Source organism: Paenibacillus sp. VT-400 (genome assembly GCF_001029205.1).
Classification (GTDB): Bacteria; Bacillota; Bacilli; order Paenibacillales; family Paenibacillaceae; genus Paenibacillus; species Paenibacillus amylolyticus.
In genome coordinates, this window is record NZ_LELF01000067.1 from 3,718,049 (window position 1) to 3,742,857 (window position 24,809).

Consider the following 24,809-nt stretch of genomic DNA (forward strand, 5'->3'; position numbering starts at 1 on the left):
TAAGGGAGGTGTGAGATAAGAATACCTCCCCAACATTAAAGAAACCTAAAATCAGCCTTAAATTAAACTAAAAAAGTAAAATAGGTCGAACACGAGCCGCTTCTTCCTCACTGCACTCCACGATAACCAAGATATGGTCCTTTAACAGCCAATCTTCGTAATACCGCGCATCCTCCTCCGAGATCCCCGCTTCAGTCAGTGTAAGCACCAAATCATCGGTCTCACTCCCAATCTCATTACCAGCGAGTCTACGCACTGCATTTCCGATCGACATCGTCTGATCCATTCGCTTCCCCAGACCAGCCAGTATGCCTTTCAGAGCGCCAAAGGCACCATCTGTTCCGGCACCCTTCAAAGGTTTGGGCAGCCCCGTCTTTTCGCTCACCAGCTCCAGATTAAGCTGCTCCTTCGCCACCGCTCCCAAATATTTATCCTTGATGCCTTCCTCTTTGACCTTATTCAGCATAATTATAGCCTCGTTCTCGGTACGGGCCAGCCCAATAATCAATTGTGTCATTCCGTTCCCCTCCTTTTACCCTAATATAACCCGTAATTCCCATTCAAAAACGGATCATCCACAGCTAAGACAAATCACCTAGAAGATTGTTGATTTCTCTTCTGGAAATCTATACCTAGTTCTGATAGACTAGATAAAGAAGACAAATTAACCATTGAAAAAATTGACATATGGATTTAACATCTCATAATCAGGAGCAATGACTTATGAAAAAAGAGGTAGAAATTGCCATCCGGCGCAAGCAACAGATCATGGTTCGTAATACAAGCGGTCAGACGGTAACCGGATTTCCCGAGCGTACCGCTGATACATCCATTCTTTCCTTACGTACGGTCCACGGCAGTCTGTGGATACCGTTTGATGAGGTGGAACATGTTACGCGTCTGTTAAGCATCCGGTCTCATCATTTGAGCGGAATGCAACTCGTTTAGTCGGCTCTGTAATCCTAGAAACTCCAGTTCCCGTATAGATACGTTAACTAGATCTATTTATGCCAGCACTTTACACCAAAAAAACCAGACGCATGCACGTCTGGTTTTTCTCTTCTACTTATCCTGTACCACGCTGCCACTGATCTCACAACAAAGGCCTTACAATCCTTATTTCTGCCCAACCATATCCTGTTGTTACTTCACTACAAACTTCACTCGTGTTCCATCCGGATATGTACTTAACTGATTCCCTACCCATGAACCTGCACCACGATTATCCTTCGGGGTAATGTACTGGATATCTGCACCTGTTCCTCCCTCAGCACACATCGCCATGGGCCACTCGTCACGATCCTTACCTTTTTTGACCGGAACACCCTTAAGTGATAGATCCCGATTGCCTTCCGCTCCATTACGATTAATGGTGCATACATCCGAATGCCCTGCCTTGATAGCAGCTTTAATATGTTTGGCTGTTTCGGGATAACGCTCTGAAGGGAACGTAATGGTATGGTCTACACTCTTATTAGTCCCACCGAATGGATTAGGTATCTCCTCGGGCCATTCGCCCCCAGCCCAGGCATAGAGGGCTACCAGCAGCATTGCTACCAGCGTCAGAACCTGCTTTTTGAAACCTTGCTTACCTTTACGTTTTCTTCTTGTGCGTCTCTTACTCATGCTGTGTCTCCCCCATTCAACACTTGCATTATAACAGAACGCCCGTTCGTAAAACAATCCAATACAATAAAAAAACAGCCGAGACCGCCCGGCTGTTCTGCTTGATTGATTATCCTACATTGGGAATGGCCTGTTGGCGCAGCAAGGGCAGTGTCACCTCAAACTGTGTACCTTTCCCCTCTGTACTCTCCACCGAAATCTGACCATTCATCAGTTCCAGCAGTTCTTTGCAGATGGTCAGACCAAGACCGCTTCCGCCAAATCGGCGCGCATGGGAGATGTCGGTCTGGGTAAATGCATCAAACAATTGTTCGATCTGATGCTGAGGAATGCCAATTCCCGTATCACGCACAGAGAATACCAATACAACGGTATCCATCAGTTGTTGCCTCACATCCACCTGTAACTGCACTTCACCTTGTTCCGTGAACTTAATTGCATTACTCAGCAAATTATCCAGTACCTGCCGAAGTCTTAGCGGATCACCGATAAGCACATCAGGAACATTCAGATCAGCATGACAGAGCAAACGAATTTGTTTATTCCGTGCCGCAGGCTCATGTGTCTTCACAATCTGTTGGATCAGCTTCAACGGCTGAAATTCAATGTTTTCAACATCCATTTTGCCTCTGCCCAGTTTCGCCATATCCAGGCTGTTGTTAATGATGTTCAGCAGCGCCTCACCTGATTGACGTGCAAGCTCCAGATATTCTTTCTGCTCATCCGTAGTTTCACCCATACTGGCAAGTTCGATCATGCCCATAATGCCGTTAAGCGGGGTACGAAGCTCGTGATTCAGCTTGCCGATGAATTCCAATTGCCCTCTGCTGTTCATCTCAGCCATGGAAGTTGCAAACTTCAACTGCTGTTCAGCATACTTCCGTTCTGAAATATCGTATTGAATGCCTACAAAATATAAACACTCTCCGGATTCATTAAAGATCGGATCGATATTCAATTCGTTCCAGAACTTCTGACCACTTTTTGTATAATTTAAGATATCAATCTTAATGGACTGTTGTTTCTTTATTGCATCACGAATCTGCATTACCGTTTCGGGATCTGTATCCTGCCCTTGCAAAAATCGGCAATTGTGTCCGACAGACTCTTCATACGTGTATCCTGTCAGTTGGGTAAAGTGTTCGTTTACATACATGAGCGGAAGCTCAGGCAAAGTAGCATCGACCACCGTCACGGAGGATTTCACTTTCGAGATGATAAATTCCCATTGTAATGAGAGTTGATTATGTTGGCTCATGCCTTCCTCCTTCATCTCACACACATTAATGTTTATATATTCTGCAATCGTACATTATAAGGAGAGAAAACTAACCAGTCGGAATGTGTTGATATTAAATCAATATATTTTAATTGTAACATAGTTATTCAAGTCATGTGGTTTATGGGTAATAGTTGATAACTAACATTCCACAATAACCTAACTACTCACCAGGAGGAACATACATGAAATTTCTGTTAATTATCATCATTATTATTTTGATTGTAGTCTTTTTTACCAGACGCAAACGTTAAAATACGATCCGTTATGTAAGTGAGAAAGGAAGATGGGTATGAGAACCCTCTTTTTTATATTCATGGTACTCTGTATCATCAATCTCTGTTTCCCAAAATTCGGCTGGTATCTGCGCTATGGCTGGATTTCCCAGGGTGAAGCCGAACCCAGCAGGCCTTATATGACTATGGTCAGAACGACCAGCCTGCTGATGTTGCTTATCGCCTTCACACTTGCTATGGCATGAACTATAGGCATTAGAAAATGACTGCCCTGTTGGGCAGTTTTTTTGTGATGAAATGACGGGAAAATGATAACTTTGTTTGTGGTGCAATGATGACAATGCCCGTAATATAGATATATCGTTTCGGAAAGGACATCATTGGCATGAACATCGCATTTTATCCGTACTGGGCCGCCAAGACGCTGCTCTCGCTTATTAATGTCATATATATCATGGTCATTACTACGTATATATACGGTCTCACTGGATCGGTACTCTCTGCTGCAATGTTTCCACTTATTCAGATCATTGCACGCAAGATAGCAGATCTCACTTTGCCATTACTTGTGAACCGTTTCCCATTCTCCAGACTATTGATCAGCATTTCCATAGCCAAAACATTAATCATGACCTGTATAGCCATTTCGTTGAATCACTTGACTTCACAACTGCCGCTTCTATTGCTCGGAGTGGTCCTACTATCCTTCTTGGACGGATGGGAAACTCCCTTACTGAAGACTTTAACGCCACGATTGGTTCAAGGTGAAGACCTTATAAAAGCAAATAGCCTGCTATCTTTCTCCAATCAGACTGTAACCATTGTCGGTTACGCCATGACGGGATTCGCCGTGATGAACTGGGGGGCGTCACAGACCTTCTGGGCAGCTACAAGCCTGTCCTGGGCCGTTCTGATCTTCATGATTGCCATGGGCTCGCTCACACGGAATGTAGAACAACCTCAGAAATCTGCTGTATCGCGGAATGTATTGAGGGAAGGTTGGATTATACTTTGGAACAATCCATCATTACGACTGATTACGCTTATGGACATTGCTCAGGCACTTGCGGGTTCCATCTGGATCGGAGCTGTTACGCTGGCCTTTGCAAAAGAAGCTCTGGGACGAGGAGAAGGTTGGTGGGGACTCATGAACTCGAGTTACGCTGCTGGAACCATGCTTGGAGGTATTCTGGCTCTTGCACTGGCCAAACGTATTCAGAAGCATCTAATCGCAAGTATGACCATAGGTTCTCTTCTCTTCAGCCTGCTGACCGTCGTTTATGGTCTAAACAACCTGCCGTGGCTCGCTCTGGTGTTATGCATACTCATGGGTCCAGTTAATCAGATTCGTGATGTGGCTCAGCAGACAGCGCTTCAGAACAGTGTACCTGTAGAATCCCTAACCAAGGTATACGCCACCCATGGCGTCCTGATATCCACGGTTATGAGTGTATCCATAGTTATCTTTGGTCTAGTCGCCGATCAACTGGGCGTTCGATGGGTATACCTTATCGGCGGAGCCTTGTTTATTGTATCTGCGATATGCTCATTATCGTTGAGCAGAGTTCACAGAAACCATCCCATTGCTAAACATACGAAAAATATGTAAATCAAAAGAGACGAGCAACATTATGCTCGTCCCTCACAATCTCAATCCAATCGATAATCGGTCAGCGGCCTGCCTTTTTTATAATACAAAGTAGGTGACAATATATTGAAGAAAATATGCACATCGGGCATGTATGCTTCTTCCAAAATAGCTTGCACCGACGATGCAATCCGATTATGAATCTCCTGGTCACGTTGAAACATCAGAATCTCTATAGAAGCCGGAGAAGGTGTTAGCGCTTGTACATCATGACGCTCTGCCTTCATTCTCTCCCTTGGAATATGAGTAATTAGGGCCATCTGCTCTGTAATTTGGGGTACAACTTCCTCTAGTTGAGGACCTGTGAATCCTTTAAAGCGAATAAACGGCATTGCTATCCCTTCAATCTCTGTTAATAGTCTCTTATGTGATTTTAAGCACATTGTTTTCAGTTGTCAAATGTCATGGATGACATATGTTGCTTCTTATAAACAGGAAAAGCCCCGCTGAAGTCTCAGCGGAGCCACTGTTTGCACGTTTCTATACGTGACTTACAGCCAGAAAGATTTTGTGATGATCACGAGCAGGATGAACAGCACGAGAATTGCACTTGTAGAAGTCCATCCGCCACCAGCATTACAACAACCGTATCCAACTTGACTCATTTGATTGGCCTCCTTTGAATTTCAAGGTATGCCATAACATATGCGTATTCCGTGCAAGTGACCGGGCGAATCGGCAAGTTCAACAGCCCATTCATCTGGGATTCATACCCGTTAATTTAACCGGATGGGGCTATGGAAATTTTCAGTTGTTTTTCTTTTGACTCCTGAGGTGAAGGGTCTGTATTTCCTCTGTCCAGAAAGATTGTACGAGTACGTGTATCACTTTCGGATGCCAGAACAACCTCTCCATCAGGTGTTATGCAATAGGCGATTGGAATGGAGATCTCGCTATCACGGTACGAACCATCCGCATGGCTAGTCCCCATGACAATACATTGATGCTTCAAGGCGATCTGCCGAGCCTCTTCGAACCACTCACTGTACTGCTCTTCACTGAACATGCCCACACCAATGGAATGCATCACAATGTCCACATCCCCTATATTCTCATTGCGAAATCCTTGCAGGACCAGCTCATCACACAACAAAGTGCTTATTACCCAACCCTGTTCCTCAACCGTTTCAGCAGGTGTATATTTAGCTTTCTCCAATACAATCTCTCCAGCCGTACTGATGATGATCGATCGGTCCTTCGGGCGTTCGTCCAACCTGCGATGACCTGATACAATCATGGTTCCATATTCAGCCGACAGGCGGCAAGCGTCTTCGACATTCTGGTTCAGATAACCTTCAGGAAAGAATACTACATCTGCATCAGGATGTTGCTTGAGTTCGGCTTCAAGCTGCAGCAAATGCTGTTCCAGCCTCGGTTGTCCAATGATAATCTTCATCTGGCATCCCCCATTCAATAATAAAAGCCGGTTCATACCTGAATAAGGTACGAAACCGGCTTAAAGGTTGTACGGACAGAACTCCTGCTCATCGTACATCACTTCATGAGTAATTGTTTCTCATGTTATTGCTCGGTGAAACAGTTGAATGATATGTAGTTAGGCATTTCTACGTTCAATACTATCATAGATGGCCTGCCCATCATAGCTTCGATCTGTAGCGATATCCTTCACCAATAGGACACTGTTTTCATTTCCAGATAAGATACTCAGTGCCCCCAGCACCCAAGCAAGTGGATATAATGCAACGGATAACATTTTCTTCATAGCGCTGTCTCCTTTATGTACTATAGAAATAATTGGTTGAATATCCCATTAATACGATTACAACCCAATTAGGTTTCAATTTTATATACAACCATCACTATTTCTAGACATATAGGAGACAAACTAAAATTGTTCCGTTCAGATCAACTCGAAACTCTGGAGCAACGCTGCTGCTTCTTCATGATCAGGTTCCAGAGCCAATACTTTATGCGTATATGACAGGGTTTCTTCTTCCAGTTCAAGTTCGTAACAGCACACAGCCAAATCGTACAAGACAGCTGGATTATGGTTACTCGGATCTGCAACCAATGATATCTCCAGAAACCGTTTTGCATCCTCATACATATACATCTCATATAATAGCTGCCCTGCCAGAAATGCGAGACCTCCTTGCTGCTCCATCACATAGTAGGACGACCACATCGTATGAATACCAGACTGAATATCGAGCATCTCCTCATCACTTGCATCAGGAAGAAGACTGGAAATGTGAGTAGCACTGTGAATCAAGAACTCCGCATCATATCCACCCAGACGCCAAAACGGCAAAATATGCTTTAACTCCATACTCTCTATTCGAGAGTCTACCCATTGTTTCATGCTGAAAAAGTCATCCGGTCCAAAACGTTCAACAAATCGATGGTAAGCCAGACGTGTGTTCACATAACTAATGGGTTCTTCAACCATCAACATGCACCCAACATTCAGATCTTTATAATGATGTGTCGTGAATCGAGTATGAGCGCCCTGTTGTTCAAGAACAAATTGAATCGCATGGTAGTTAGCCGTTAGAGAAAAACTCCCGTGAAGAACAAATTCTGGTGGCTCTGCGAACTTCCAGTTATCCAGGCGATGATCCCCTTTATCAGCGGTAATCAACACATAACCTGACTGTGACAGCTTGTTCAACCGTTCGAGACAGGACAACCCGATTGCAGGGAAAAGAATGTGCGAATCCTCCAGTTCCTCTTTGTACAATGTAATAAGCTCCTGATATGGATAGTTATCCGCACTGTATTCCGGCGCTCGGCGATACTCATAACTCAGTGTCATGTTCTTCAGCATCTCAGCGGGCTCAAGATCAAGACGACGATCCGGAGACTGTACAAGCAGATCACACTCATAGATCTCGCCATCCCCAATGTAGATTAATTCCTGTGGAATGCTGTCAAAAAAGTAATTAGCAATCAACAACAACGGTTGTTTCAGATCACCGGGCTGAATAACCGTGCCTGCAACGACCAAATTCAATTCCGTATCCGCTACAGCGTCAAAACGCGCAAAATCCACTATACCTTGTTGAATAAAGGATTGCATGGATGGATGCTCCTGCCAACCTAGCACATTCTCCGCTACGAGATCCGTCATCACATATCTGAAAGGCGGTAAAGGTATTCCAGCAAATTCCTTTAACTCAAGCAATTTCAGGAGAACTTGATGTGCCAAACGCCCTACACCCGCTCCAAGTTCAAGAATGGTTACGGTCTCGTTGATCTTTCCTTTGTTCGAAAGGTCCTGAAGAAAGCCAAAGATCATCTCTGCATACGCCGTGGCAATCATCGGATTACTCGTAATATATTGAGGGACTTGGTTCTCTGTCCAAGCTTGTAGCCCCTTCTGTTCATAATAAGCTCTCTGCCAATCCCATACCGGAGCTTCACTGTAACGAAAACGTTGACTTTCATTTGACGTCATTAAACGGAAACCTGCTTTCTATCACTAATTTCATACGTTTCTCAGATGTTAACGTATTATTCTATGCCCAATACCATTCAATCTCTGTAATGCATTATATCATAGAACCCTACCTACTCGATGAAGTTCAGTTTTCCCCTTCAACAGGAAAAAAACCTGCTTTTGAGGGCAGGTCCTTGAGGCCTTTCAATTAAGAAGACTATTGATCTAGTTTACTTAGGCAAGGACGCTCAACATTAGTCGGAATATACAGCTCCATCAAAGTTCTCAGGGCCTACACGGATCGTACCGAGCAAGTTGGAACTGATAAATGCAGTGTACGTCAATTGAGGTGTGATAGGCGGGTTGAAGTCATCTGCAGAGAACGTAATAATCTGAGGTGCAAGGACACTCAAGCTAAACGTAGACGTTGCGGAATAGATCACAGGGTCCGTAGCCAAAGTCCCCCTAACAATTGTAATGGTTACACCAACGAGTGCCAAAGGAAGTTGCACAGACACCGTTCCTTTGAATTGTACCCGTGGGTTTGCCCCTGCTCCTGCTGTTTGCAGACCAATCTGGCCGAATAATTGTGGTGTATTAATAACCAGGATTGGTATTGCAATAGAGTTAGCCAAACTCGCATTCTGAGATGTTCTTGCATCAAGAAATTGACTCATGAAATCTACCTCCTATGGGTTGGGATAAGGTAGTATATGCGAGATTTGAGATATGGCATGGACATACATCGTGATTCGAAAAAAAGGGCATACTAGAAAGACACCATTACAAGATACCTTTTACTTCAGAGCTTACATGCAGACAGAAAAAAACCCTTGCTAGGCAAGGGTTTTAAGAGTATGGGCCCTACAGGACTCGAACCTGTGACCAATCGGTTATGAGCCGACCGCTCTAACCAACTGAGCTAAGGGCCCTAGACATAATGTATAACGTGCAGATGATGGCTGTGAATCATCCAAGTGAAACTAAATTGCGGGGGCAGGATTTGAACCTGCGGCCTTCGGGTTATGAGCCCGACGAGCTACCGGGCTGCTCCACCCCGCGTCAGTAATAAATATTAAAACAGCGACTTAATTAATATACACCATTCTATCCCAATAAGTCAAGGGGTAATGTCAGGGAATAAAACGTACACCGTAACGTCCTTTACGTGATCGATAAACTTCCACTTCCGCTGGTTCATTATGACCGTAAATCCACCCATCCTGCTCCATACGTTTGGCCAGACATCCTGCCTGAAATTTGGTTGCATACAACTTGCTGAAATATACCCAGTGCATACCGCTCGTCCTTTCCGGAGTCGTCATTTATTCCTGCTTTTTGTAGAATACCCCATTTTCATAAAAATAGCCGCCAAAGATTAAAATCTTCAGCGGCTATCCTAAACTTATGATATGACTACTTCATCAAATCTCATTGAAACGTAGCTTTAGGATCCTTTTTCAATTTCTCCAGCATCTCGTTTCCTTTAGCTGCCCACTCACCAAGCGCTTCTTTTGGTGTCTTTTTGTTCTCTAGTACTTGGTTGAAATATTCCATACCTTTTTCATTCACTTGCCATAAGCCTGGGGATTTTTGATACATTTTATCCAGATTGGTATTTGTTGGCGGAATTGGCTTCAGCGCATAGAATGCTTGAATGTTATAATCCAGGCCATCTTTGGGCTTAATGAAGCTCTTACGTGATACCATCTCATAGCTGCTACGTGCTTTGATCTTAGCCCAGTCCTCACTGTTCATGTACTTGATCAGTTCCCACGCATCATCCGGGTTCTGAGCCGCACTATTAATCGCCATGAGGTTGCTCAGGTAGATGCTACCTCCAATTTCAGGAGCTTCCGGGTGAACTGGAGGTGTTACCACATCCCAATCCACTTTCGTAAAGTCTTTCATTTTATCCGCATTTTTATTGGCATCAATTAATTGATTAATATAGCTGTAATCACCAATAACCATGGCTGACTTGCCACTCAGGAATAGGTCACCCTGTACTGGATCATAACGTCCATTCGGATTCTGATCCTGCGGTTCGTCGCCTTTAGGAATAACTTTGTCAATCGCAAGTTTGCTGATGGTACTCCACACTTTCTCCCATTGAGGAGAATCTACGGTCATCTTCTCTGCTTTGTCATCAAACGTCTTCAGCTGCAACGAGCTGTAGTACTGTTGCATGGAGTAGTACGGAGAACCTCCCTGATATGTCGTGAAGGAGAAACCAAATACATGATCTTTACCTTCACCTTTCGTTAGACGGGTACCCAGATTGAAAATATCGTCCCATGTCATGTTGTCCGTTGGCGGTTCCACGCCTGCTTTTTCAAACATACCCTTGTTATAGAACAAAGCCGAGGAGGAGAACGTTGGTGTCAATGCATAAATGCTCTGATCCCCAAGGTCCTTAATTCCCTCCAGTACACTAGGCACGATATCACTGGTATCAAACTTATCTTCCTGCATCAGTGGGTCCAGCTGTTTCACCAGATTCTCCTGAATTAATGATTTCACTGTGGCGGTATCGGCCACGATAACGTCAACCGGGTTATCCCCAGTCATAATCTTCTTCAGACTTTCCATTGTATCTGGAACTTCCGGCTGTTCTTCCGTGTTGCCATACCCATACATACTGCTCTGATCAACAGCAGCTACAATTTCGATGGTTACATTGGGATGTGTCAATTCAAAAGCATCGGTGAATTGCTGACGGAAGTAACTGTCATCCTGTCCCCCCCACAACGTAGCCACACGTAATACACGCTGCTCCGTATCCTTCGCCTCACTTGCCGTACAGCCGGCAATCAGCGGCAGTGCTAGCGTCGCAGTAGCGATGACAGCCAGCACACGTTTTCCCCACATACTATTCTTCATTTCCCAGTTCCCCCTCTTAATTATCTTGGCGGTGTAATGACAATACGTTCACCGTCAAATTCCAATGTCGCCCGGTTATCAATGGATAAGGCCTCCAGATACTCTTTTGGCACCTGAAGTCGTCCTGCACGGTCTATAATGACAAATGCTTCATGGATGTCTGGCATACCCGCCTCGGACAAGTTATGCTCATCATCCAGATTCGGGTTGCGCTTCACAAACTCGGTACTGGTCAAGCCGTCCCGAATCGCAACGATCCGGTCCACCTTGCCAGCAAGCGTCAAGTCATGGGTAACGATGACAATCGTAACGCCAAGTTCCTTGTTCATTCTTCGAAAAATGCCCATGATTGTATCACATGTCTCGGAATCGACCGAACCGGTAGGTTCATCTGCAAGCAGAATTTTGGGACGATTGGATAATGAGATCGCAATCGCTACCCGTTGTTGCTCTCCTCCTGACAATTGATGCAATTTGTTATGCATCCGATCCTTAAGGCCTACCCATTCGAGCAACTGTTTCGCGTAAGCACGATCACGCTTGCCTCCCAGAATCATGGGAGTCTCCACATTTTCCAGTGCAGTGAGATAAGGCAGCAAGTTACGACCGTTATTTTGCCAAATAAAACCTACCGTATGACGTTTGTATTCGACCAATTGAGCATCTGTCATCTTGAGCAAATCCCAGTCTCCCACAACAGCCGTACCAGCCGTAGGGCGATCAAGTCCGCCCAGAATGTTCAGCAGCGTGGATTTACCGCTACCGCTGTTACCGATGATCGCCATCATTTCACCTTGATTGACAGTCAGGTTGAGACCCTGAAGGGCAACGACTTCCACATCGCTGGATTTAAAAATTTTGACAAGTCCTTCGCATTGGATCACGTTTACCTCTCCTCTCCCATTTTGACTGCCTGGTGAACCCGCAATCTGCGAATCTGCCAGAGCAACATCGTTGCACCAATGACCAGCATCACCACGGTGACCCCATACAGTTGCAACATATCCTGCTGTTCAAACACAATCCGGAACGGAGGTACCTGAGCAGATACATTATCCGTCGTTTGCAGGAATGGCAGGAATAAACGACTGGATACCTGACCAATCCCAATACCTAGCAGGATCGACAGCCCCGCTGTGAACACCTGTTCCAGCAACAGCATGCCGCTCAGTTGTGCACGGGATAAGCCCATGGCCCGCAATACCCCAAACTGTACAACACGTCCAGACAGGTTGAAGAACCAGTACAGCACGTATCCGATCAATGAGATAATAACTGATACCAGGAACCCAAGGCTCAGAATTCCGAATACACCACCTCTTGATGGATGTTTCCCCTGAGATACCAATTCGGTACGGACGTCACGCACAGATGATAACTCAATGCCTTCTGCTGCGAGTTTCTCCATTAGTGGAGCCACTTTGGCATCCGGTTCCATTTTCAGCCACACCTCATAAGGAATCAAAGGCACCTGATCATAGATATAATCCAGATTCGCCACGAAAAATGGCATCTGATCCGGATACTGGGCTGGCCAGTAAGGAATGATTCCGAAGACTACGAATTCAATCGCCTGTCCCTGTACACCCATGGAGACGAGGTCTCCAGTTTTGAGTTTGAACTTGTCAGCAAATTTGGAAGAGATCAATACAGCCCCTTCATATTTACCAAGCAAGTCAAGGTACTTGTAGGGATGTGCCGGGAACAGATCGTTGCGGAACCATGCCACTTGAGCAAAGTCCACATTATCAATTCCGACCAGCATCCCCTGTCCGCCCGATTTACCAGAGACGATAATATTGCCTTTGGTCTGCAGCACGCGTGCTGCATGTTCAACCCCGTCTAATCTGCGGAACACTTCGAATGGAGGTTCGGAGTAGATGACTTTGGATGGCTGCGAAGAACCGCCACCACCACCTGGAGCACCTCCACCGCCGTTGCCTCCTCCGGAACCACCACCAGCAGAACCTCCTCCTCCATTGCCACCACCTTGTTGACCTCCACCCGTACCGCCATTTTGTCCGGAACCACCAGGTTTAACTTCAGGTGTCCCTTCCCACACAGTCTGCATAATCACATCAGAACCATAACGGTACAAGGTACGCTCAGTGGAATTCAGATCAATCGTCCGAGCCGCAGCCGAGTTGTACACCCCAAGTCCCAGTGTCAGTACAAGGAGGATCATCAGTGGATAATATGAAGAAGATGAACGCGATAACTGTGTTAATGTCAGATACAACGGGACCGGGAGAAACTTGCGACCGATCAGCTGAATAAGCTTTAATATCCACGGGAACAAGCGCAGGAAGAATAATCCAAGCGCAAAGATCGCGAGTGCGGGTACAAAAAACAGAAACGGCTGTACCTGCAACTGATCGGTTGTCATTCCGGTCTGGAAGGTCAACATCTGACGTTCATAGAACAGGTAGTATCCATATCCAGCCAGACCCAGCAACACAACGTCAAGGAACCAGCGTTGCCATACTGGAGCACGGTCTGTCCGTGCTTGCCGCCGCTTGGCAGATACAATGGTTGCCCGTGCATAGGTTATCGCAGGGATAAGTGATGCGATGATCGCAACAAGGACCGCTGCTACGCCTAGGAGAATAGCTTCTTTTGATACACCGATCGGAATAGACTTCCGATCTACGAACGAGAGAAAGCCACTTGCAGAACCGATACTCTTGGCCATAAACCAACCAAGCAACGGCCCAATAATCAACGCAATAGCGCCCAGAAATATGCCTTCAAGCAGGTAAAGAGAGAAGATCTGCCGAGCTGAAGCTCCACGGCTACGCAATACCGCAATATCACTCTCTTGCTTCTGTAATGACTGTCTGGCGTTCATCGCAATAAAATAAAAGACCATCGCAATCATCGGTGCTGCCAAGGTAAACAACATCGTCTGCAGTTGCAGACTCTGACTGCGGAACTGCTTGAGCAGATCACCAAAGGTGATGTCCACTTTTGTATCTTTCAGCCGCTGGTACAGATCGATATCCAGCCTTTCCAGCATGGAAGTCAAACCTGATAACTGGCTGGTTTGAATTTCTTTCAGATCAAAGGCATAATACCAACGTGAATTTTGAAGTGGAATCCCTTTTTCCTTCAGTAAAACATCATTAAAAACCGATTCATCCACATAAAGTCCATTCATCATGCCGTCAAATCCTTGTACCCAGTAAGGGCTGTTCGGATCATCTGCCTTGAAGGAACCCGTAATCTTCACACGTAACGTGATATCAAGACCGCTATATACCGGATATTCCAGAATGTCACCGATATGCAGGTCGTTACGGTACATACCCTCTTCCAACATGACTGCCTCGATCGTGTCATCTTTGACCTGGTTTCCAGGTTTCACCCCGGCAGAGTAATTCACCTGTGCATCCAGCCCACTCATCGTACCCAGACTCATACTGCGCGCCCTGCTGGCATCCACTTTGGTTGGATCTTCCGGGCTCACCTCTGTGCTGCGAATGGATCTTGAATTCACATACGTATGAAAAGGAAACCCGATGTCGCGCGGAACATCCTCACGAATATAACGATCTACTTCGTCCAGACCCCGAGTGTCTGTCTTCACGCCACCGGGTGCCTGATAACTCATCAGCAACGAACCGGCTGGCAACCCTTCACTGTTATCCTGCAGCGTTTGCGCGACGACCCGTTTCAACGCACCATCGGCATACATTGGAATACTGACGGTGAACGCTACCGCCACAATCAATCCAATCAGTGTGCTGAAGGTCATCCAGCGCGTGTTCCACATTTTGCGGAACAGCAGCCGAAGCAATGGCAGCCCCATTAGCGTCCCACTACTTTCTGGCCTACGGTCAGACCTTTCAGAATCTCGACATCTGTCGATGTCTGCTGTCCAACTTCAACGTCCACTTCACGCTTGCTGCCATCACTCTCCACCACTTGTACATACGTTCTTGAACCGATGGAGCGTAAAGCGGATACAGGAATCACAATTGCATTCTCGGTACGCTGCGTTACAATCGAGACCGATAGTGGTGTGCCACGTTCGACGCCTTTTGGCATTTTTGCAAGTGTAACGATAACATACTTATCCAGCGTTTCCTTGGTTGGAGGCGTACCGCCTTCCCCCGTCCCTTCGCCACTGCCGCTTCCCGATGCTTCCGCGATAGGCATAACTTTAATTTTGCCAGCGACTTTACCAGCTCCATTAATATCTACTTCCGCCTTCATACCAGCGGAGAACTTCTCCAGATCTTCCTTGGCAAAGGTAGCTGCTACAACCAGATTGGATGTATCCGCAATCGTAGCAATCGGATCATACGCTTTCACGGCTGCACCCTTCTCTACCTGCACAGCAATAACGGTACCGCCAAACGGAGCTGTCAACGTGGCTTTGCCCAGTTGTTCCTCCAGATCAGCGAGTTCCTGGCGTAGTTCTTCAAACGCAATCGTTGATTCTTCGAACTCTACCGGGTCCATCTCATCCTTCTTGCGGAGTGTTTCCTTCATTTGAACTTCTGATTTGCGAATAGCCAGTTTCTTGCCACGGATCTCCTTCTCTACACTCTCCACATCAAGGACAGCAAGAAGTTGACCCTTTTTCACTTTATCCCCTGGTTTAACATTTAACTCTTTGATATGCATGCCATCAAGCGTGAAGTACACTTTCTCTTCCCGCTGACTCATCATCTTGCCACTACCACTTACTTTTTTCTCCAACGTTTCCGTCCGGACTTCATATTCCGGTTTCTTGGAGATCGTTGGTGGTGTGATAGGCGGAAGCACTTCTTCCTCTGTTTCTGACGGCAGCAATGAGCAGCCGGACATCGTTGCAACCATTATCGCACCGAGTACAATAATCGCTGCGCGTTTCCCCCTCTTCGGAGCGGCCCCTTTACTTGATAAATCTGCCGTCCGCCATTTCATAAACATGGTCCGCAACCTCCAAAATTGTAGGATCGTGTGTAGTCATACATATTGTTACTTGTTCTACTTCAATAATATTGCGAAATACGGCCATGACCTGAGCGCCCATCTTGGAATCCAGTTCCGCTGTAGGCTCATCCGCAAGCAACAATCTGGGTCTATGGGCAATCGCCTTGGCTATAGCCACCCGCTGTTGCTCTCCCCCAGACATCTCGAAAGGTCGATGCTTCACCCGTTTGGATAATCCAACCAGATCCAGACAGTGACCAACCCTGTCCTTCCACTCCGCTCGCGGAACGTCCGCCATGCGCAGCGACAGTTCTACATTTTCCCAAGCAGATAATAAGGGCATAAGGGCATACGCCTGGAAAATAAAACCGATCTCTTTGCGCCGCAAAGCGGTCCGCCGCCGGTCTCCCCAATCCTGAAGAGGCTGACCAGAGAACAGAATGTCTCCACTTGAAGGCTGATCCAGTCCACCGAGCATATTCAGTAGTGTTGTTTTGCCTGAACCCGATCGCCCCTTCAGCATGACCAGTTGTTGCGGATTCACTTCCATATCAATGCCTTTGAGCACATGGATAATGCGACTGCCTGTCTGGAAACTGCGATGCACGTTACGCACCTCCAGTACAGGTCCATCATATGGAGGCAGCATATCCTTCTTTGGTTTGATCTTCTTCTGGGGTTCATCAACGGTAGTGACAGCAGCTGCAGCCACTTCATCTGAAGCGATTTCACTTTCAGGTAACGGAGGTTTACTCGTCGGGTAATCGTGTTCATTGTTGTATGTATTTTCCCCCGACTCCGTCGATGCCTCCAACGGTGTTTCCCCCTGTTGATGTTCATCGCCTGACTGGCTCTTGGCAGGTCTTTTTCTGAGAAATAAATTCTTCATGCCAGCAATCACGCTCATCCTTTCTTGAAATCCCGTTCATTTCTTCAAAAAACCTAAAATTAGAAATCTGTTCCATCCTACACTGAATTATAAACGACCGATCACAACTAAAAGTTACAAGCTTTTTACAACGGTAGAGAGAAAAAGTTAATATTTTGATGAACAAACAAAAAAAGCACCCCAAAGTGCGGGATGCCTCTTGCATATTCGATGGTTTTGCCGCTATGACGGCAATCATTACAATTTTGATACCGTTCATTCCTGAACATTTTTTCGAGGTATCAATGATATTATTTACCAAATGAAGAAGGATCTTCACGCCAGGATTTAAGCAACTCAAAGTCACTCTCCTGAATCGTTCCCTGAGCCAAAGCCACATCCATCAGCGCCGTGTAATTGGACAACGTCTGAAGTGGAATTCCAGCATCTTCAAATGCTTTAACACCTTTATCCAGCTGGTAGCTGAAAATGGCAAGCACGGCGAGAGGTGTTGCACCTGCAACGCGTACAGCTTCTGCTGCTTTGATCGAACTTCCACCTGTAGAGATCAGATCTTCGATGACAACCACTTTCTGTCCTTCGGTAATCAGACCTTCGATCAGGTTCTCCTTGCCGTGTCCTTTCGCTTTATCGCGAATGTAAGCCATCGGCAGATTCAGCTTCTGAGCCACCCAGGCAGCATGCGGAATACCTGCGGTTGCTGTACCTGCGATGACTTCTGCATCCGGATACTGGTTCCGAATGATTGTTGCAAATGCTTCAGCGATATCGTTGCGAATCTCCGGATAGGACATCGTTAAGCGGTTATCACAGTATATTGGTGATTTGATGCCGGATGTCCATGTAAATGGCTGCTGCGGACGTAACGCCACGGCTTTAATTTTCAAAAGTTGGGAAGCAATATGATTTGGAATCTCATTCAGTTCGATCATGCGTTCAACATCTCCTTCAAAATGGTTTCTACCGCTTCTCGCGAATTGGGAGCGCCTGTAATGGGTCTGCCTACAACAATGTAATGACTGCCTCTGGCGATAGCTTCACCTGGGGTCAAGACGCGTGTCTGATCTCCCAGACCACTACCCGCTGGACGAATTCCTGGAGTAACGGTGTGAAAAGCACTGCCACACGCTGCCCGAATTGCGGGCACTTCCAGTGGAGAAGCAACAACTCCATCCAGTCCGGCCTCTTGGGCTAGTCCTGCATAACGGACCACAGCAGCTTCCACACTTCCCGGGATGCCAATCTCGTTATTCATCGTTTCCAGACTTGTACTGGTGAGTTGGGTGACTGCAATGATCTCGGGCTTGCTAAGGGAAGGATCGGCAGCGATTGCTGCCTCAGCACCTTCACGTGCAGCACGCATCATAAGGGCTCCACCCGCTGCATGTACATTGAACATGTCTACGCCAAGACGTGTGATACTCTCAGCTCCGCCACGAACGGTGTTGGGAATGTCATGCATTTTCACATCCAGAAAAACGGAGTACCCTTTCGATTTCAGCTCCCGAATAAAGTCAGGTCCTGCTGCGTAGAACAGCTGCATACCCACCTTGAGATAACAGGGAATGCCCTCAAGAGCTTGTACCAATTCTTGAGCTTCTTCCGCTCCAGGATAATCCAGTGCCACCATCAGACGGCCAGCCATTTCATTGAAACTCGCTTGATTCATCACCAGCGCTCCCTCCACTTGCTCATTTTTTCCGTTTTTGCCCGATATAAAGGACATCCCGCCAGCCCGCAGGCTGACTGATGTCCTTCATCAGAGAGTTATTTATTTTACAAAGACAGGCATTGCTTCCGAAGAGAAGTTGATCGTTTGCAGCATGATCAACAGCGCACGAATCGTATCCAGTGAAGTCATACATACAATGCCGTTTTCTACCGCTTCACGACGGATACGGAATCCATCACGCTGCGGTGTTTTGCCTTTGGTGAGTGTGTTGAAGACAAAGTTTGCTTCGCCGCTACGGATCATATCCAGAATGTTCGGCGAACCTTCACTTAATTTGTTCACAGTCGTTACCGGAATGTTCGCTGCTTCAAGCGCAGCTGCTGTTCCGCCGGTAGCCATGATCTTGTAACCCAGTCTGTAGAAACCTTCGAGCAAAGGAACCGCTTCGTCTTTGTCTTTGTCTGCTACAGTTACTACGATCGCTCCGGTTGCCGGAATTTTCATTCCTGCGCCGATGAGACCTTTGAACAACGCTTTAGCGTAATTCGGGTCACGGCCCATAACCTCACCTGTAGACTTCATCTCAGGTCCGAGGGTTGGTTCTACACGACGCAGCTTCGCGAAGGAGAAGACCGGAACTTTAACAGATACATGATCCGATTCAGGCCACAGCCCGTCAACATAACCAAGATCTTTTAGTTTCACACCCAGAATGGCTTGTGTTGCCAAGTTCGCCATCGGAATGTTGGTTACTTTACTCAGGAATGGTACGGTACGGGATGAACGCGGGTTCACCTCGATAATGTACACTTGGCCATCATGGATAACAAACTGGATGTTGACCAAACCTACCGTTTTCAGTTCTTTCGCAATTTTGATTGTAATCTCTACAATTTTCTCTTTCAAATCCTGGGACAGATGTTGAGGAGGATATACCGCGATGGAGTCACCAGAGTGAACTCCTGCACGCTCGATATGTTCCATGATTCCCGGAATCAATACCGTTTCACCATCACAGATGGCGTCAACCTCAACTTCTTTACCCATCATGTAACGGTCGATCAGGACCGGATGCTCCGGATTGATTTTAACCGCCTGTTCCATGTAAGTCAGCAATTCAGCATCGGAGTATACAATCTCCATCGCACGACCGCCGAGTACATAGGAAGGACGAACCAGTACCGGGTAGCCCAGACTTTGAGCTGTTTCTACCGCATCATCAACGGAAATGACTGTTTTACCTTTTGGCTGTGCAATCTCCAGACGGGAGAGCAGACGTTCGAACTTCTTACGGTCCTCCGCCTCATCGATGCTTTCCAGATCCGTTCCGAGAATCGTTACACCTGCATTACGCAATGGTGCTGCCAGGTTGATGGCCGTTTGACCACCGAACTGTACGATAACCCCTACTGGTTTCTCCTGTTCAATCACGTTCATGACATCTTCGAAGAAGAGCGGTTCAAAGTACAGGCGATCCGATGTATTAAAGTCCGTAGACACCGTCTCCGGGTTATTGTTGATAATGACTGCTTCATAGCCTGCTTTTTGCAATGCCCATACTGCGTGTACAGTTGAGTAGTCGAACTCGATCCCTTGACCGATCCGGATTGGTCCTGAACCCAGCACCACAACTTTTTTCTTGTCTGAAGGAATTACTTCATTTTCTGTCTCGTAAGTTGAGTAGTAATATGGCGTTGTTGCTTCAAACTCAGCCGCACATGTATCTACCATTTTGTACACTGGGCGCAGGTTCTCTGCTTCCCGACGAGTTCTAACTTCCGCTTCAGTTGTTAATGTGCCTCCTGGTTGACCTTGCGCACGCAGTTCAGCAATGGCACGGTCTGTGAATCCAAGGCGTTTCGCTTGATACAGAATGTCGGAAGACAATTCGGATTCTTCGCGAATGCGATCTTCGAATGCGATCAGACCTTCGATTTTGTCCAGGAACCACCAGTCAATCTTGGTCAGATCCTGTAGCTGTTGCAACGTATAACCTCTGCGGAACGCTTCGGCAATCAGGAAGATACGCTCATCATCTGCTTTGATCAGACGCTCGTTCAGGGTAGCTTCGTCCAGCGTTTCGGCATCCTTCAGGTAGAGGCGATGTACGCCAATTTCCAAGGAACGAACTGCTTTGTGAATCGACTCTTCGAATGTCCGGCCAATAGCCATTACTTCGCCTGTTGCTTTCATCTGAGTTCCCAGTTTACGGTTCGCCGAGATGAACTTGTCGAACGGCCAGCGTGGGATTTTGCTCACGATATAATCCAGTGTAGGCTCAAAGCAAGCATACGTTTGGCCTGTTACCGGGTTCACGATTTCATCCAACGTGTAACCCATCGCAATTTTGGCTGCCATTTTTGCAATCGGATAACCCGTTGCTTTGGAAGCCAGAGCTGATGAACGGCTTACCCGTGGATTTACCTCGATAACATAATATTGGAAGCTGTGTGGGTCCAGTGCAAACTGTACGTTACATCCACCCTCGATGTTCAGGGCACGGATGATTTTCAGGGAAGCTGAACGCAGCATTTGATATTCACGGTCCGACAGAGTTTGGCTTGGTGCTACGACGATACTGTCGCCTGTGTGAACACCTACCGGGTCAAAGTTTTCCATGTTGCAGACAACGATACAGTTATCGTTTTTGTCTCGCATAACCTCATACTCGACTTCTTTCATGCCTGCAATGCTCTTCTCGACCAGACATTGCCCAATCGGGCTGTAACGAATTCCCGCTGCCACCGTCTCGCGCAGCTCTTCTTCGTTCGCACAGATTCCGCCGCCAGTTCCGCCCAGTGTATAGGCTGGACGCACGATGATTGGATAACCAATCTCATTCGCAAATTCAAGTGACTCTTCAAGTGTCGTTACGATGACACTCTCTGGTACAGGTTGTTCCAATTCACGCATCAGGTCACGGAACAGATCACGATCTTCCGCTTTCTCGATGGATGTCAACTGTGTTCCGAGCAATTTCACATTTTCACGTTCCAGCACGCCAGCACGAGCCAGCTCTACAGCCATGTTCAGACCTGTTTGACCACCCAGTGTTGGCAACAAACCGTCAGGACGCTCTTGACGAATGATTTGGGTTACAAAATCCAGTGTAATTGGCTCAATGTAGACTTTGTCAGCCATGTTTGTATCCGTCATAATGGTCGCCGGGTTGCTGTTGATAAGTACAACTTCCACGCCTTCTTCTTTCAGAGCCTGGCAAGCTTGTGTACCGGCATAGTCGAACTCGGCCGCTTGACCGATGACGATTGGACCGGAACCAATCACCAGGATTTTTTTGAGATCTTTGTTAATCGGCATGTTATTGTGCTCCTTTCACTGCGGCTGCCAATACGGCTTGACGCGGCTTTTGCGGGTTAGTGATCTTGTGCTCGCGAATCATCTCGATGAAGCGGTCGAACAGATAGCTGTTGTCGTACGGACCCGGGGCTGCTTCAGGGTGATATTGAACCGAGAATGCCGGGAATGATTTATGTTTCAGACCTTCAATGGTCTTATCGTTATTGTTGATATGTGTAACTTCCAGATCTGTACTCTTCACAGACTCTTCGTTTACGGTAAATCCGTGGTTCTGGGATGTGATGAAGCAACGTCCGCTCTCCAGTTCTTTCACCGGGTGGTTTCCTCCGCGATGTCCAAACTTAAGTTTTTCGGTGTCTGCTCCTGCTGCAAGTGCGAACAACTGGTGACCCAGGCAGATGCCGAAGATCGGGTATTCGCCAAGCAGTTCACTGATCATGTTAACCGCATGAGGTACGTCTTTCGGGTCCCCAGGGCCGTTGGACAGTTGAATACCGTCCGGGTTCAAGCGACGAATCTCGTCTGCTGTTACATCGTGTGGAACAACAACAACGTCACAGTTACGTTTGCTGAGTTCGCGCAAGATTCCTGTTTTAGCACCATAATCCACGAGCACAATACGCTCAGCTGTTCCCGGGCTGTTGTAGACATGCTCTGTAGAAGTCATTGGCACCTGGTTACGCAGCTCGGCAATGGTAGTATCTCCCATCATCTCCAGCAGTTCTTCCACAGGCTTCGATCCTGTTGTGAGAATTCCCTTCATTGTGCCGTGGTGACGAATCCGGCGAGTCAACATGCGTGTATCAATTTCGCTGATTCCTACGATGCCGTATTCTTTGAGCAGATTGTCTACGCTGTATTCCGCACGCCAGTTACTCGGCGTTGGCTCATGACGACGCACAACAAAACCGTGTACGTATGGACGAATCGACTCAAAGTCATCACGCGTAATGCCGTAGTTTCCGATCAGCGGATACGTCATGGTTACGATTTGACCGCAATAGGAAGGATCCGAAAGCACCTCTTGATAGCCTGTAATTCCCGTATTAAAAACGACCTCACCTGTAGTTTCACCTTCAGCACCAAATGCTTTCCCGGTGAACAGTGTGCCGTCTTCCAACAATAATCTTGCCTGTGCCTGCATCCCATTTCACTCCTCTGTGTTTATCAACGTTGAATGCATTGGGGTTGAACATGGGGGACGTTACGATTGTGCGGCTCCGCTGACAGAAAACCCTTTGATCGCTGTTATCCCCGGATTACTTTTTATCATTTTTCAAATGATGTAATCCGGTGATAAAGGCGAACGCTTTGCTTCTTCGGGTCTTTTCTGTCCGCTCCGCAGTTACGTTGGTGTCCAAGTTCAAAATCATGACATTCAACTTTGCTTTGTTTCGTATGTTAGACTCTCGGCATGATTTGCCTCGAGTTAGTTGAAAAGATGTTACTGGTGTAAAAAGTTATAGATTAAGTTTTAGAGTTAATTTGTTGTTTTAAAAAAGTTAAGAATACTGTTACTGAGTTAAAGATATAGAGTTACTGATTTATTAATTTGCCGAGTTACCGTTTTACTGTTGTACCGTGTTATTCCACACGCTTTTGCCATCCACCCATGTTTGTGTGGCCCAGCCTTTCAGCTTCCAGCCTGTGAATGGTGTGTTTCTTCCTTTGGTTGCAAACGTTGCAGGATCAACTGCTTTTTCCTCGTTCAGGTCAATCATCGTGATATCGGCTGGTGCTCCCTCTTCCAGTTTGCCTGTATCCAGTCGGAATACACGTGCAGGATCAGCTGTCATACGTTTCACCAGGAAGTCCAAGCTCCACAATCCTGTTTCCACAAACTTCGTGTACAGCAGCGGGAAGGCTGTTTCGAATCCTACGATTCCGAAAGGTGCCAGCTCCATGCCTTTGGCTTTCTCTTCTTCACTGTGTGGCGCGTGATCAGTTACGATCATGTCCAGCGTGCCGTCCAGCAAACCTTCGATACAAGCCTGCACATCGCGTGGTGAGCGCAGCGGCGGGTTCATTTTCCAGTTGGCGTCCATGCCTGGGATATCTTCATCCGACAACACCAGATGGTGTGGACATACCTCAGCAGTTACTTTAATGCCGATGGACTTCGCTAGACGAATCAAGCGAACCGATTGCTCTGTACTTACGTGACAGACATGGTAGTGAACTCCCGTTGCTTCTGCGAGCAGGATATCACGGCCAACGTGGATGGCTTCGGATTCATTTGGAATCCCTTTGATGCCATGACGCTTCGAAAACTCACCTTCCGTCACATATCCACCAACAACCAGTGAGTCATCTTCACAGTGAGCGATCACTGGCATATCCATGCTTGCCGCGAGGCTCATGGCATCCTTCATCATTTGAGCGTTTTGTACGCCTACACCGTCATCTGTGAATCCAATAGCGCCTGCTTCTTTTAATGCGGCAAAATCGGTAAGTTCACGACCAAGTTCATTTTTTGTAATGGCTGCATAAGGCAACACTTTAACCAGATCAGCTTCTTTGGCCTTATCCAATACCAGCTTCACAACTTCCGCTGTATCTGTAACTGGTCTCGTGTTCGGCATGCAAGCGATTGTTGTAAAACCACCTTGTGCTGCTGAACGGGCACCTGTCTCAATCGTCTCTTTGTGTTCGAATCCAGGTTCACGCAGATGCACATGCATATCGATCAATCCCGGAATGACCAGTTTGCCTGATGCGTCTGTCACACTTTGCGCTGACTTTTCGGCATCCAGTACGGCTTGGTCTTCCAGACCAGCGATCTTTTTAATTTTACCTTCATCTATAATGATGGTTTTCCGTTCAAGTTCCCCTTGTTGGTTCAAGACGTTTGCGTTTTTTATAATCTGTAGCATAATTGCCCTCCGCTTCGGTTCTGTCCGGCTTACCAGGCAAGCCGGATGATTTTCTTTATCGTGTA

General features: G+C 46.8%; 23 protein-coding genes and 2 tRNA genes. 3 read left to right on the forward strand and 22 right to left on the reverse strand.

Going from position 1 to position 24,809, the window contains the following annotated elements:
* Positions 1-67 precede the first annotated feature (67 nt).
* Positions 68-517 carry a general stress protein gene (locus EL84_RS27040; RefSeq protein ID WP_047843724.1) on the reverse strand — a complete coding sequence of 150 codons (450 nt, stop codon included), beginning with the start codon at positions 515-517 and terminating at the stop codon, positions 68-70.
* A 206-nt stretch (positions 518-723) separates the two neighbouring features.
* Between EL84_RS27040 and EL84_RS27045 the strand changes: the two genes are divergently transcribed.
* On the forward strand, positions 724-948 hold the full coding sequence (locus EL84_RS27045; RefSeq protein ID WP_017687353.1) for a hypothetical protein: 225 nt from the start codon (positions 724-726) through the stop codon (positions 946-948).
* 195 nt (positions 949-1,143) lie between these two features.
* Here the strand turns inward: EL84_RS27045 and EL84_RS27050 are convergent, their stop codons facing one another.
* Together EL84_RS27050 and EL84_RS27055 are read right to left on the reverse strand one after the other, a co-directional pair.
* The gene (locus EL84_RS27050) at positions 1,144-1,626 is read right to left on the reverse strand and encodes a NucA/NucB deoxyribonuclease domain-containing protein (RefSeq protein ID WP_047843725.1); all 483 of its coding nucleotides are present in this window, start codon (positions 1,624-1,626) and stop codon (positions 1,144-1,146) included.
* Between the two features lie 109 nt (positions 1,627-1,735).
* Positions 1,736-2,884: a sensor histidine kinase gene (locus EL84_RS27055; RefSeq protein ID WP_053061623.1), complete on the reverse strand. Its 1,149-nt coding sequence runs from the start codon at positions 2,882-2,884 to the stop codon at positions 1,736-1,738.
* 313 nt (positions 2,885-3,197) lie between these two features.
* Here EL84_RS27055 and EL84_RS33180 point away from each other — a divergent pair, with 313 nt between their 5' ends.
* Positions 3,198-3,386 (forward strand): DUF6199 family natural product biosynthesis protein, encoded by a 189-nt coding sequence (locus EL84_RS33180; protein WP_053061624.1) that lies wholly within the window; start codon positions 3,198-3,200, stop codon positions 3,384-3,386.
* A 140-nt stretch (positions 3,387-3,526) separates the two neighbouring features.
* Positions 3,527-4,750 (forward strand): MFS transporter, encoded by a 1,224-nt coding sequence (locus tag EL84_RS27065; protein ID WP_047843727.1) that lies wholly within the window; start codon positions 3,527-3,529, stop codon positions 4,748-4,750.
* A 41-nt stretch (positions 4,751-4,791) separates the two neighbouring features.
* Here the strand turns inward: EL84_RS27065 and EL84_RS27070 are convergent, their stop codons facing one another.
* From EL84_RS27070 to EL84_RS27150, 19 genes are all read right to left on the reverse strand, one after another.
* On the reverse strand, positions 4,792-5,121 hold the full coding sequence (locus tag EL84_RS27070) for a DUF1904 family protein (protein WP_017687348.1): 330 nt from the start codon (positions 5,119-5,121) through the stop codon (positions 4,792-4,794).
* Positions 5,122-5,280: 159 nt separating this feature from the next.
* Positions 5,281-5,394, reverse strand: a complete 114-nt coding sequence (locus tag EL84_RS31530) for a YjcZ family sporulation protein (protein WP_082219140.1) — start codon at positions 5,392-5,394, stop codon at positions 5,281-5,283.
* A 116-nt stretch (positions 5,395-5,510) separates the two neighbouring features.
* A complete protein-coding gene (locus tag EL84_RS27075) occupies positions 5,511-6,185 on the reverse strand; it encodes a hypothetical protein (RefSeq protein ID WP_047843728.1) in 675 nt (224 codons plus the stop codon).
* A 159-nt stretch (positions 6,186-6,344) separates the two neighbouring features.
* On the reverse strand, positions 6,345-6,512 hold the full coding sequence (locus EL84_RS32080; protein WP_155985131.1) for a hypothetical protein: 168 nt from the start codon (positions 6,510-6,512) through the stop codon (positions 6,345-6,347).
* A 138-nt stretch (positions 6,513-6,650) separates the two neighbouring features.
* On the reverse strand, positions 6,651-8,207 hold the full coding sequence (locus EL84_RS27080; RefSeq protein ID WP_047843729.1) for a hypothetical protein: 1,557 nt from the start codon (positions 8,205-8,207) through the stop codon (positions 6,651-6,653).
* 236 nt (positions 8,208-8,443) lie between these two features.
* Positions 8,444-8,866 (reverse strand): hypothetical protein, encoded by a 423-nt coding sequence (locus tag EL84_RS27085; protein WP_036614795.1) that lies wholly within the window; start codon positions 8,864-8,866, stop codon positions 8,444-8,446.
* Positions 8,867-9,047: 181 nt separating this feature from the next.
* A tRNA-Ile gene (locus EL84_RS27090) sits at positions 9,048-9,121 on the reverse strand.
* A gap of 56 nt (positions 9,122-9,177) precedes the next feature.
* Positions 9,178-9,251, reverse strand: a tRNA-Met gene (locus tag EL84_RS27095).
* Positions 9,252-9,322: 71 nt separating this feature from the next.
* Positions 9,323-9,514: a hypothetical protein gene (locus EL84_RS32170; protein WP_047843730.1), complete on the reverse strand. Its 192-nt coding sequence runs from the start codon at positions 9,512-9,514 to the stop codon at positions 9,323-9,325.
* A 106-nt stretch (positions 9,515-9,620) separates the two neighbouring features.
* Entirely contained in the window at positions 9,621-11,072 is a 1,452-nt protein-coding gene (locus tag EL84_RS27105) for an ABC transporter substrate-binding protein (protein WP_047843731.1), read from the reverse strand.
* Between the two features lie 20 nt (positions 11,073-11,092).
* On the reverse strand, positions 11,093-11,956 hold the full coding sequence (locus EL84_RS27110) for an ABC transporter ATP-binding protein (RefSeq protein WP_036614799.1): 864 nt from the start codon (positions 11,954-11,956) through the stop codon (positions 11,093-11,095).
* 2 nt (positions 11,957-11,958) lie between these two features.
* Positions 11,959-14,880, reverse strand: a complete 2,922-nt coding sequence (locus EL84_RS27115) for an ABC transporter permease (protein ID WP_047843732.1) — start codon at positions 14,878-14,880, stop codon at positions 11,959-11,961.
* Complete coding sequence (locus EL84_RS27120) at positions 14,880-15,989, reverse strand: efflux RND transporter periplasmic adaptor subunit (RefSeq protein ID WP_047843733.1); 1,110 nt, start codon at positions 15,987-15,989, stop codon at positions 14,880-14,882. Before EL84_RS27120 ends, EL84_RS27115 begins: the two co-directional genes overlap by 1 nt.
* Complete coding sequence (locus tag EL84_RS27125) at positions 15,952-16,899, reverse strand: ABC transporter ATP-binding protein (protein ID WP_076250788.1); 948 nt, start codon at positions 16,897-16,899, stop codon at positions 15,952-15,954. Before EL84_RS27125 ends, EL84_RS27120 begins: the two co-directional genes overlap by 38 nt.
* Before the next feature lie 272 nt (positions 16,900-17,171).
* On the reverse strand, positions 17,172-17,813 hold the full coding sequence (gene pyrE / locus EL84_RS27130) for an orotate phosphoribosyltransferase (RefSeq protein WP_036674850.1): 642 nt from the start codon (positions 17,811-17,813) through the stop codon (positions 17,172-17,174).
* Positions 17,810-18,550, reverse strand: a complete 741-nt coding sequence (pyrF, locus tag EL84_RS27135) for an orotidine-5'-phosphate decarboxylase (protein WP_047844433.1) — start codon at positions 18,548-18,550, stop codon at positions 17,810-17,812. The genes pyrE and pyrF overlap by 4 nt, the downstream gene beginning before the upstream one ends.
* A gap of 102 nt (positions 18,551-18,652) precedes the next feature.
* Positions 18,653-21,871, reverse strand: coding sequence for a carbamoyl-phosphate synthase large subunit (carB, locus tag EL84_RS27140; RefSeq protein WP_047843734.1), 3,219 nt, complete (start codon positions 21,869-21,871; stop codon positions 18,653-18,655).
* A gap of 1 nt (position 21,872) precedes the next feature.
* Positions 21,873-23,015 carry a glutamine-hydrolyzing carbamoyl-phosphate synthase small subunit gene (gene carA / locus EL84_RS27145; protein ID WP_047843735.1) on the reverse strand — a complete coding sequence of 381 codons (1,143 nt, stop codon included), beginning with the start codon at positions 23,013-23,015 and terminating at the stop codon, positions 21,873-21,875.
* A 424-nt stretch (positions 23,016-23,439) separates the two neighbouring features.
* The gene (locus EL84_RS27150) at positions 23,440-24,744 is read right to left on the reverse strand and encodes a dihydroorotase (protein ID WP_047843736.1); all 1,305 of its coding nucleotides are present in this window, start codon (positions 24,742-24,744) and stop codon (positions 23,440-23,442) included.
* Between the last annotated feature and the right edge of the window lie 65 nt (positions 24,745-24,809).

Coding starts and splice junctions, on each gene's coding strand:
- EL84_RS27125 (WP_076250788.1), bottom strand. CDS start 16,899: ATGAGCGTGATTGCTGGCATGAAGAATTTATTTCTCAGAAAAAGACCT.
- EL84_RS27085 (WP_036614795.1), bottom strand. CDS start 8,866: ATGAGTCAATTTCTTGATGCAAGAACATCTCAGAATGCGAGTTTGGCT.
- EL84_RS27150 (WP_047843736.1), bottom strand. CDS start 24,744: ATGCTACAGATTATAAAAAACGCAAACGTCTTGAACCAACAAGGGGAA.
- EL84_RS27065 (WP_047843727.1), top strand. CDS start 3,527: ATGAACATCGCATTTTATCCGTACTGGGCCGCCAAGACGCTGCTCTCG.
- EL84_RS31530 (WP_082219140.1), bottom strand. CDS start 5,394: ATGAGTCAAGTTGGATACGGTTGTTGTAATGCTGGTGGCGGATGGACT.
- EL84_RS32080 (WP_155985131.1), bottom strand. CDS start 6,512: ATGAAGAAAATGTTATCCGTTGCATTATATCCACTTGCTTGGGTGCTG.
- EL84_RS27105 (WP_047843731.1), bottom strand. CDS start 11,072: ATGAAGAATAGTATGTGGGGAAAACGTGTGCTGGCTGTCATCGCTACT.
- EL84_RS27115 (WP_047843732.1), bottom strand. CDS start 14,880: ATGGGGCTGCCATTGCTTCGGCTGCTGTTCCGCAAAATGTGGAACACG.
- EL84_RS27050 (WP_047843725.1), bottom strand. CDS start 1,626: ATGAGTAAGAGACGCACAAGAAGAAAACGTAAAGGTAAGCAAGGTTTC.
- carB (WP_047843734.1), bottom strand. CDS start 21,871: ATGCCGATTAACAAAGATCTCAAAAAAATCCTGGTGATTGGTTCCGGT.
- EL84_RS27045 (WP_017687353.1), top strand. CDS start 724: ATGAAAAAAGAGGTAGAAATTGCCATCCGGCGCAAGCAACAGATCATG.
- EL84_RS33180 (WP_053061624.1), top strand. CDS start 3,198: ATGAGAACCCTCTTTTTTATATTCATGGTACTCTGTATCATCAATCTC.
- EL84_RS32170 (WP_047843730.1), bottom strand. CDS start 9,514: ATGACGACTCCGGAAAGGACGAGCGGTATGCACTGGGTATATTTCAGC.
- EL84_RS27120 (WP_047843733.1), bottom strand. CDS start 15,989: ATGTTTATGAAATGGCGGACGGCAGATTTATCAAGTAAAGGGGCCGCT.
- EL84_RS27070 (WP_017687348.1), bottom strand. CDS start 5,121: ATGCCGTTTATTCGCTTTAAAGGATTCACAGGTCCTCAACTAGAGGAA.
- EL84_RS27080 (WP_047843729.1), bottom strand. CDS start 8,207: ATGACGTCAAATGAAAGTCAACGTTTTCGTTACAGTGAAGCTCCGGTA.
- carA (WP_047843735.1), bottom strand. CDS start 23,015: ATGCAGGCACAGGCAAGATTATTGTTGGAAGACGGCACACTGTTCACC.
- pyrE (WP_036674850.1), bottom strand. CDS start 17,813: ATGATCGAACTGAATGAGATTCCAAATCATATTGCTTCCCAACTTTTG.
- EL84_RS27055 (WP_053061623.1), bottom strand. CDS start 2,884: ATGAGCCAACATAATCAACTCTCATTACAATGGGAATTTATCATCTCG.
- EL84_RS27075 (WP_047843728.1), bottom strand. CDS start 6,185: ATGAAGATTATCATTGGACAACCGAGGCTGGAACAGCATTTGCTGCAG.
- EL84_RS27040 (WP_047843724.1), bottom strand. CDS start 517: ATGACACAATTGATTATTGGGCTGGCCCGTACCGAGAACGAGGCTATA.
- pyrF (WP_047844433.1), bottom strand. CDS start 18,550: ATGAATCAAGCGAGTTTCAATGAAATGGCTGGCCGTCTGATGGTGGCA.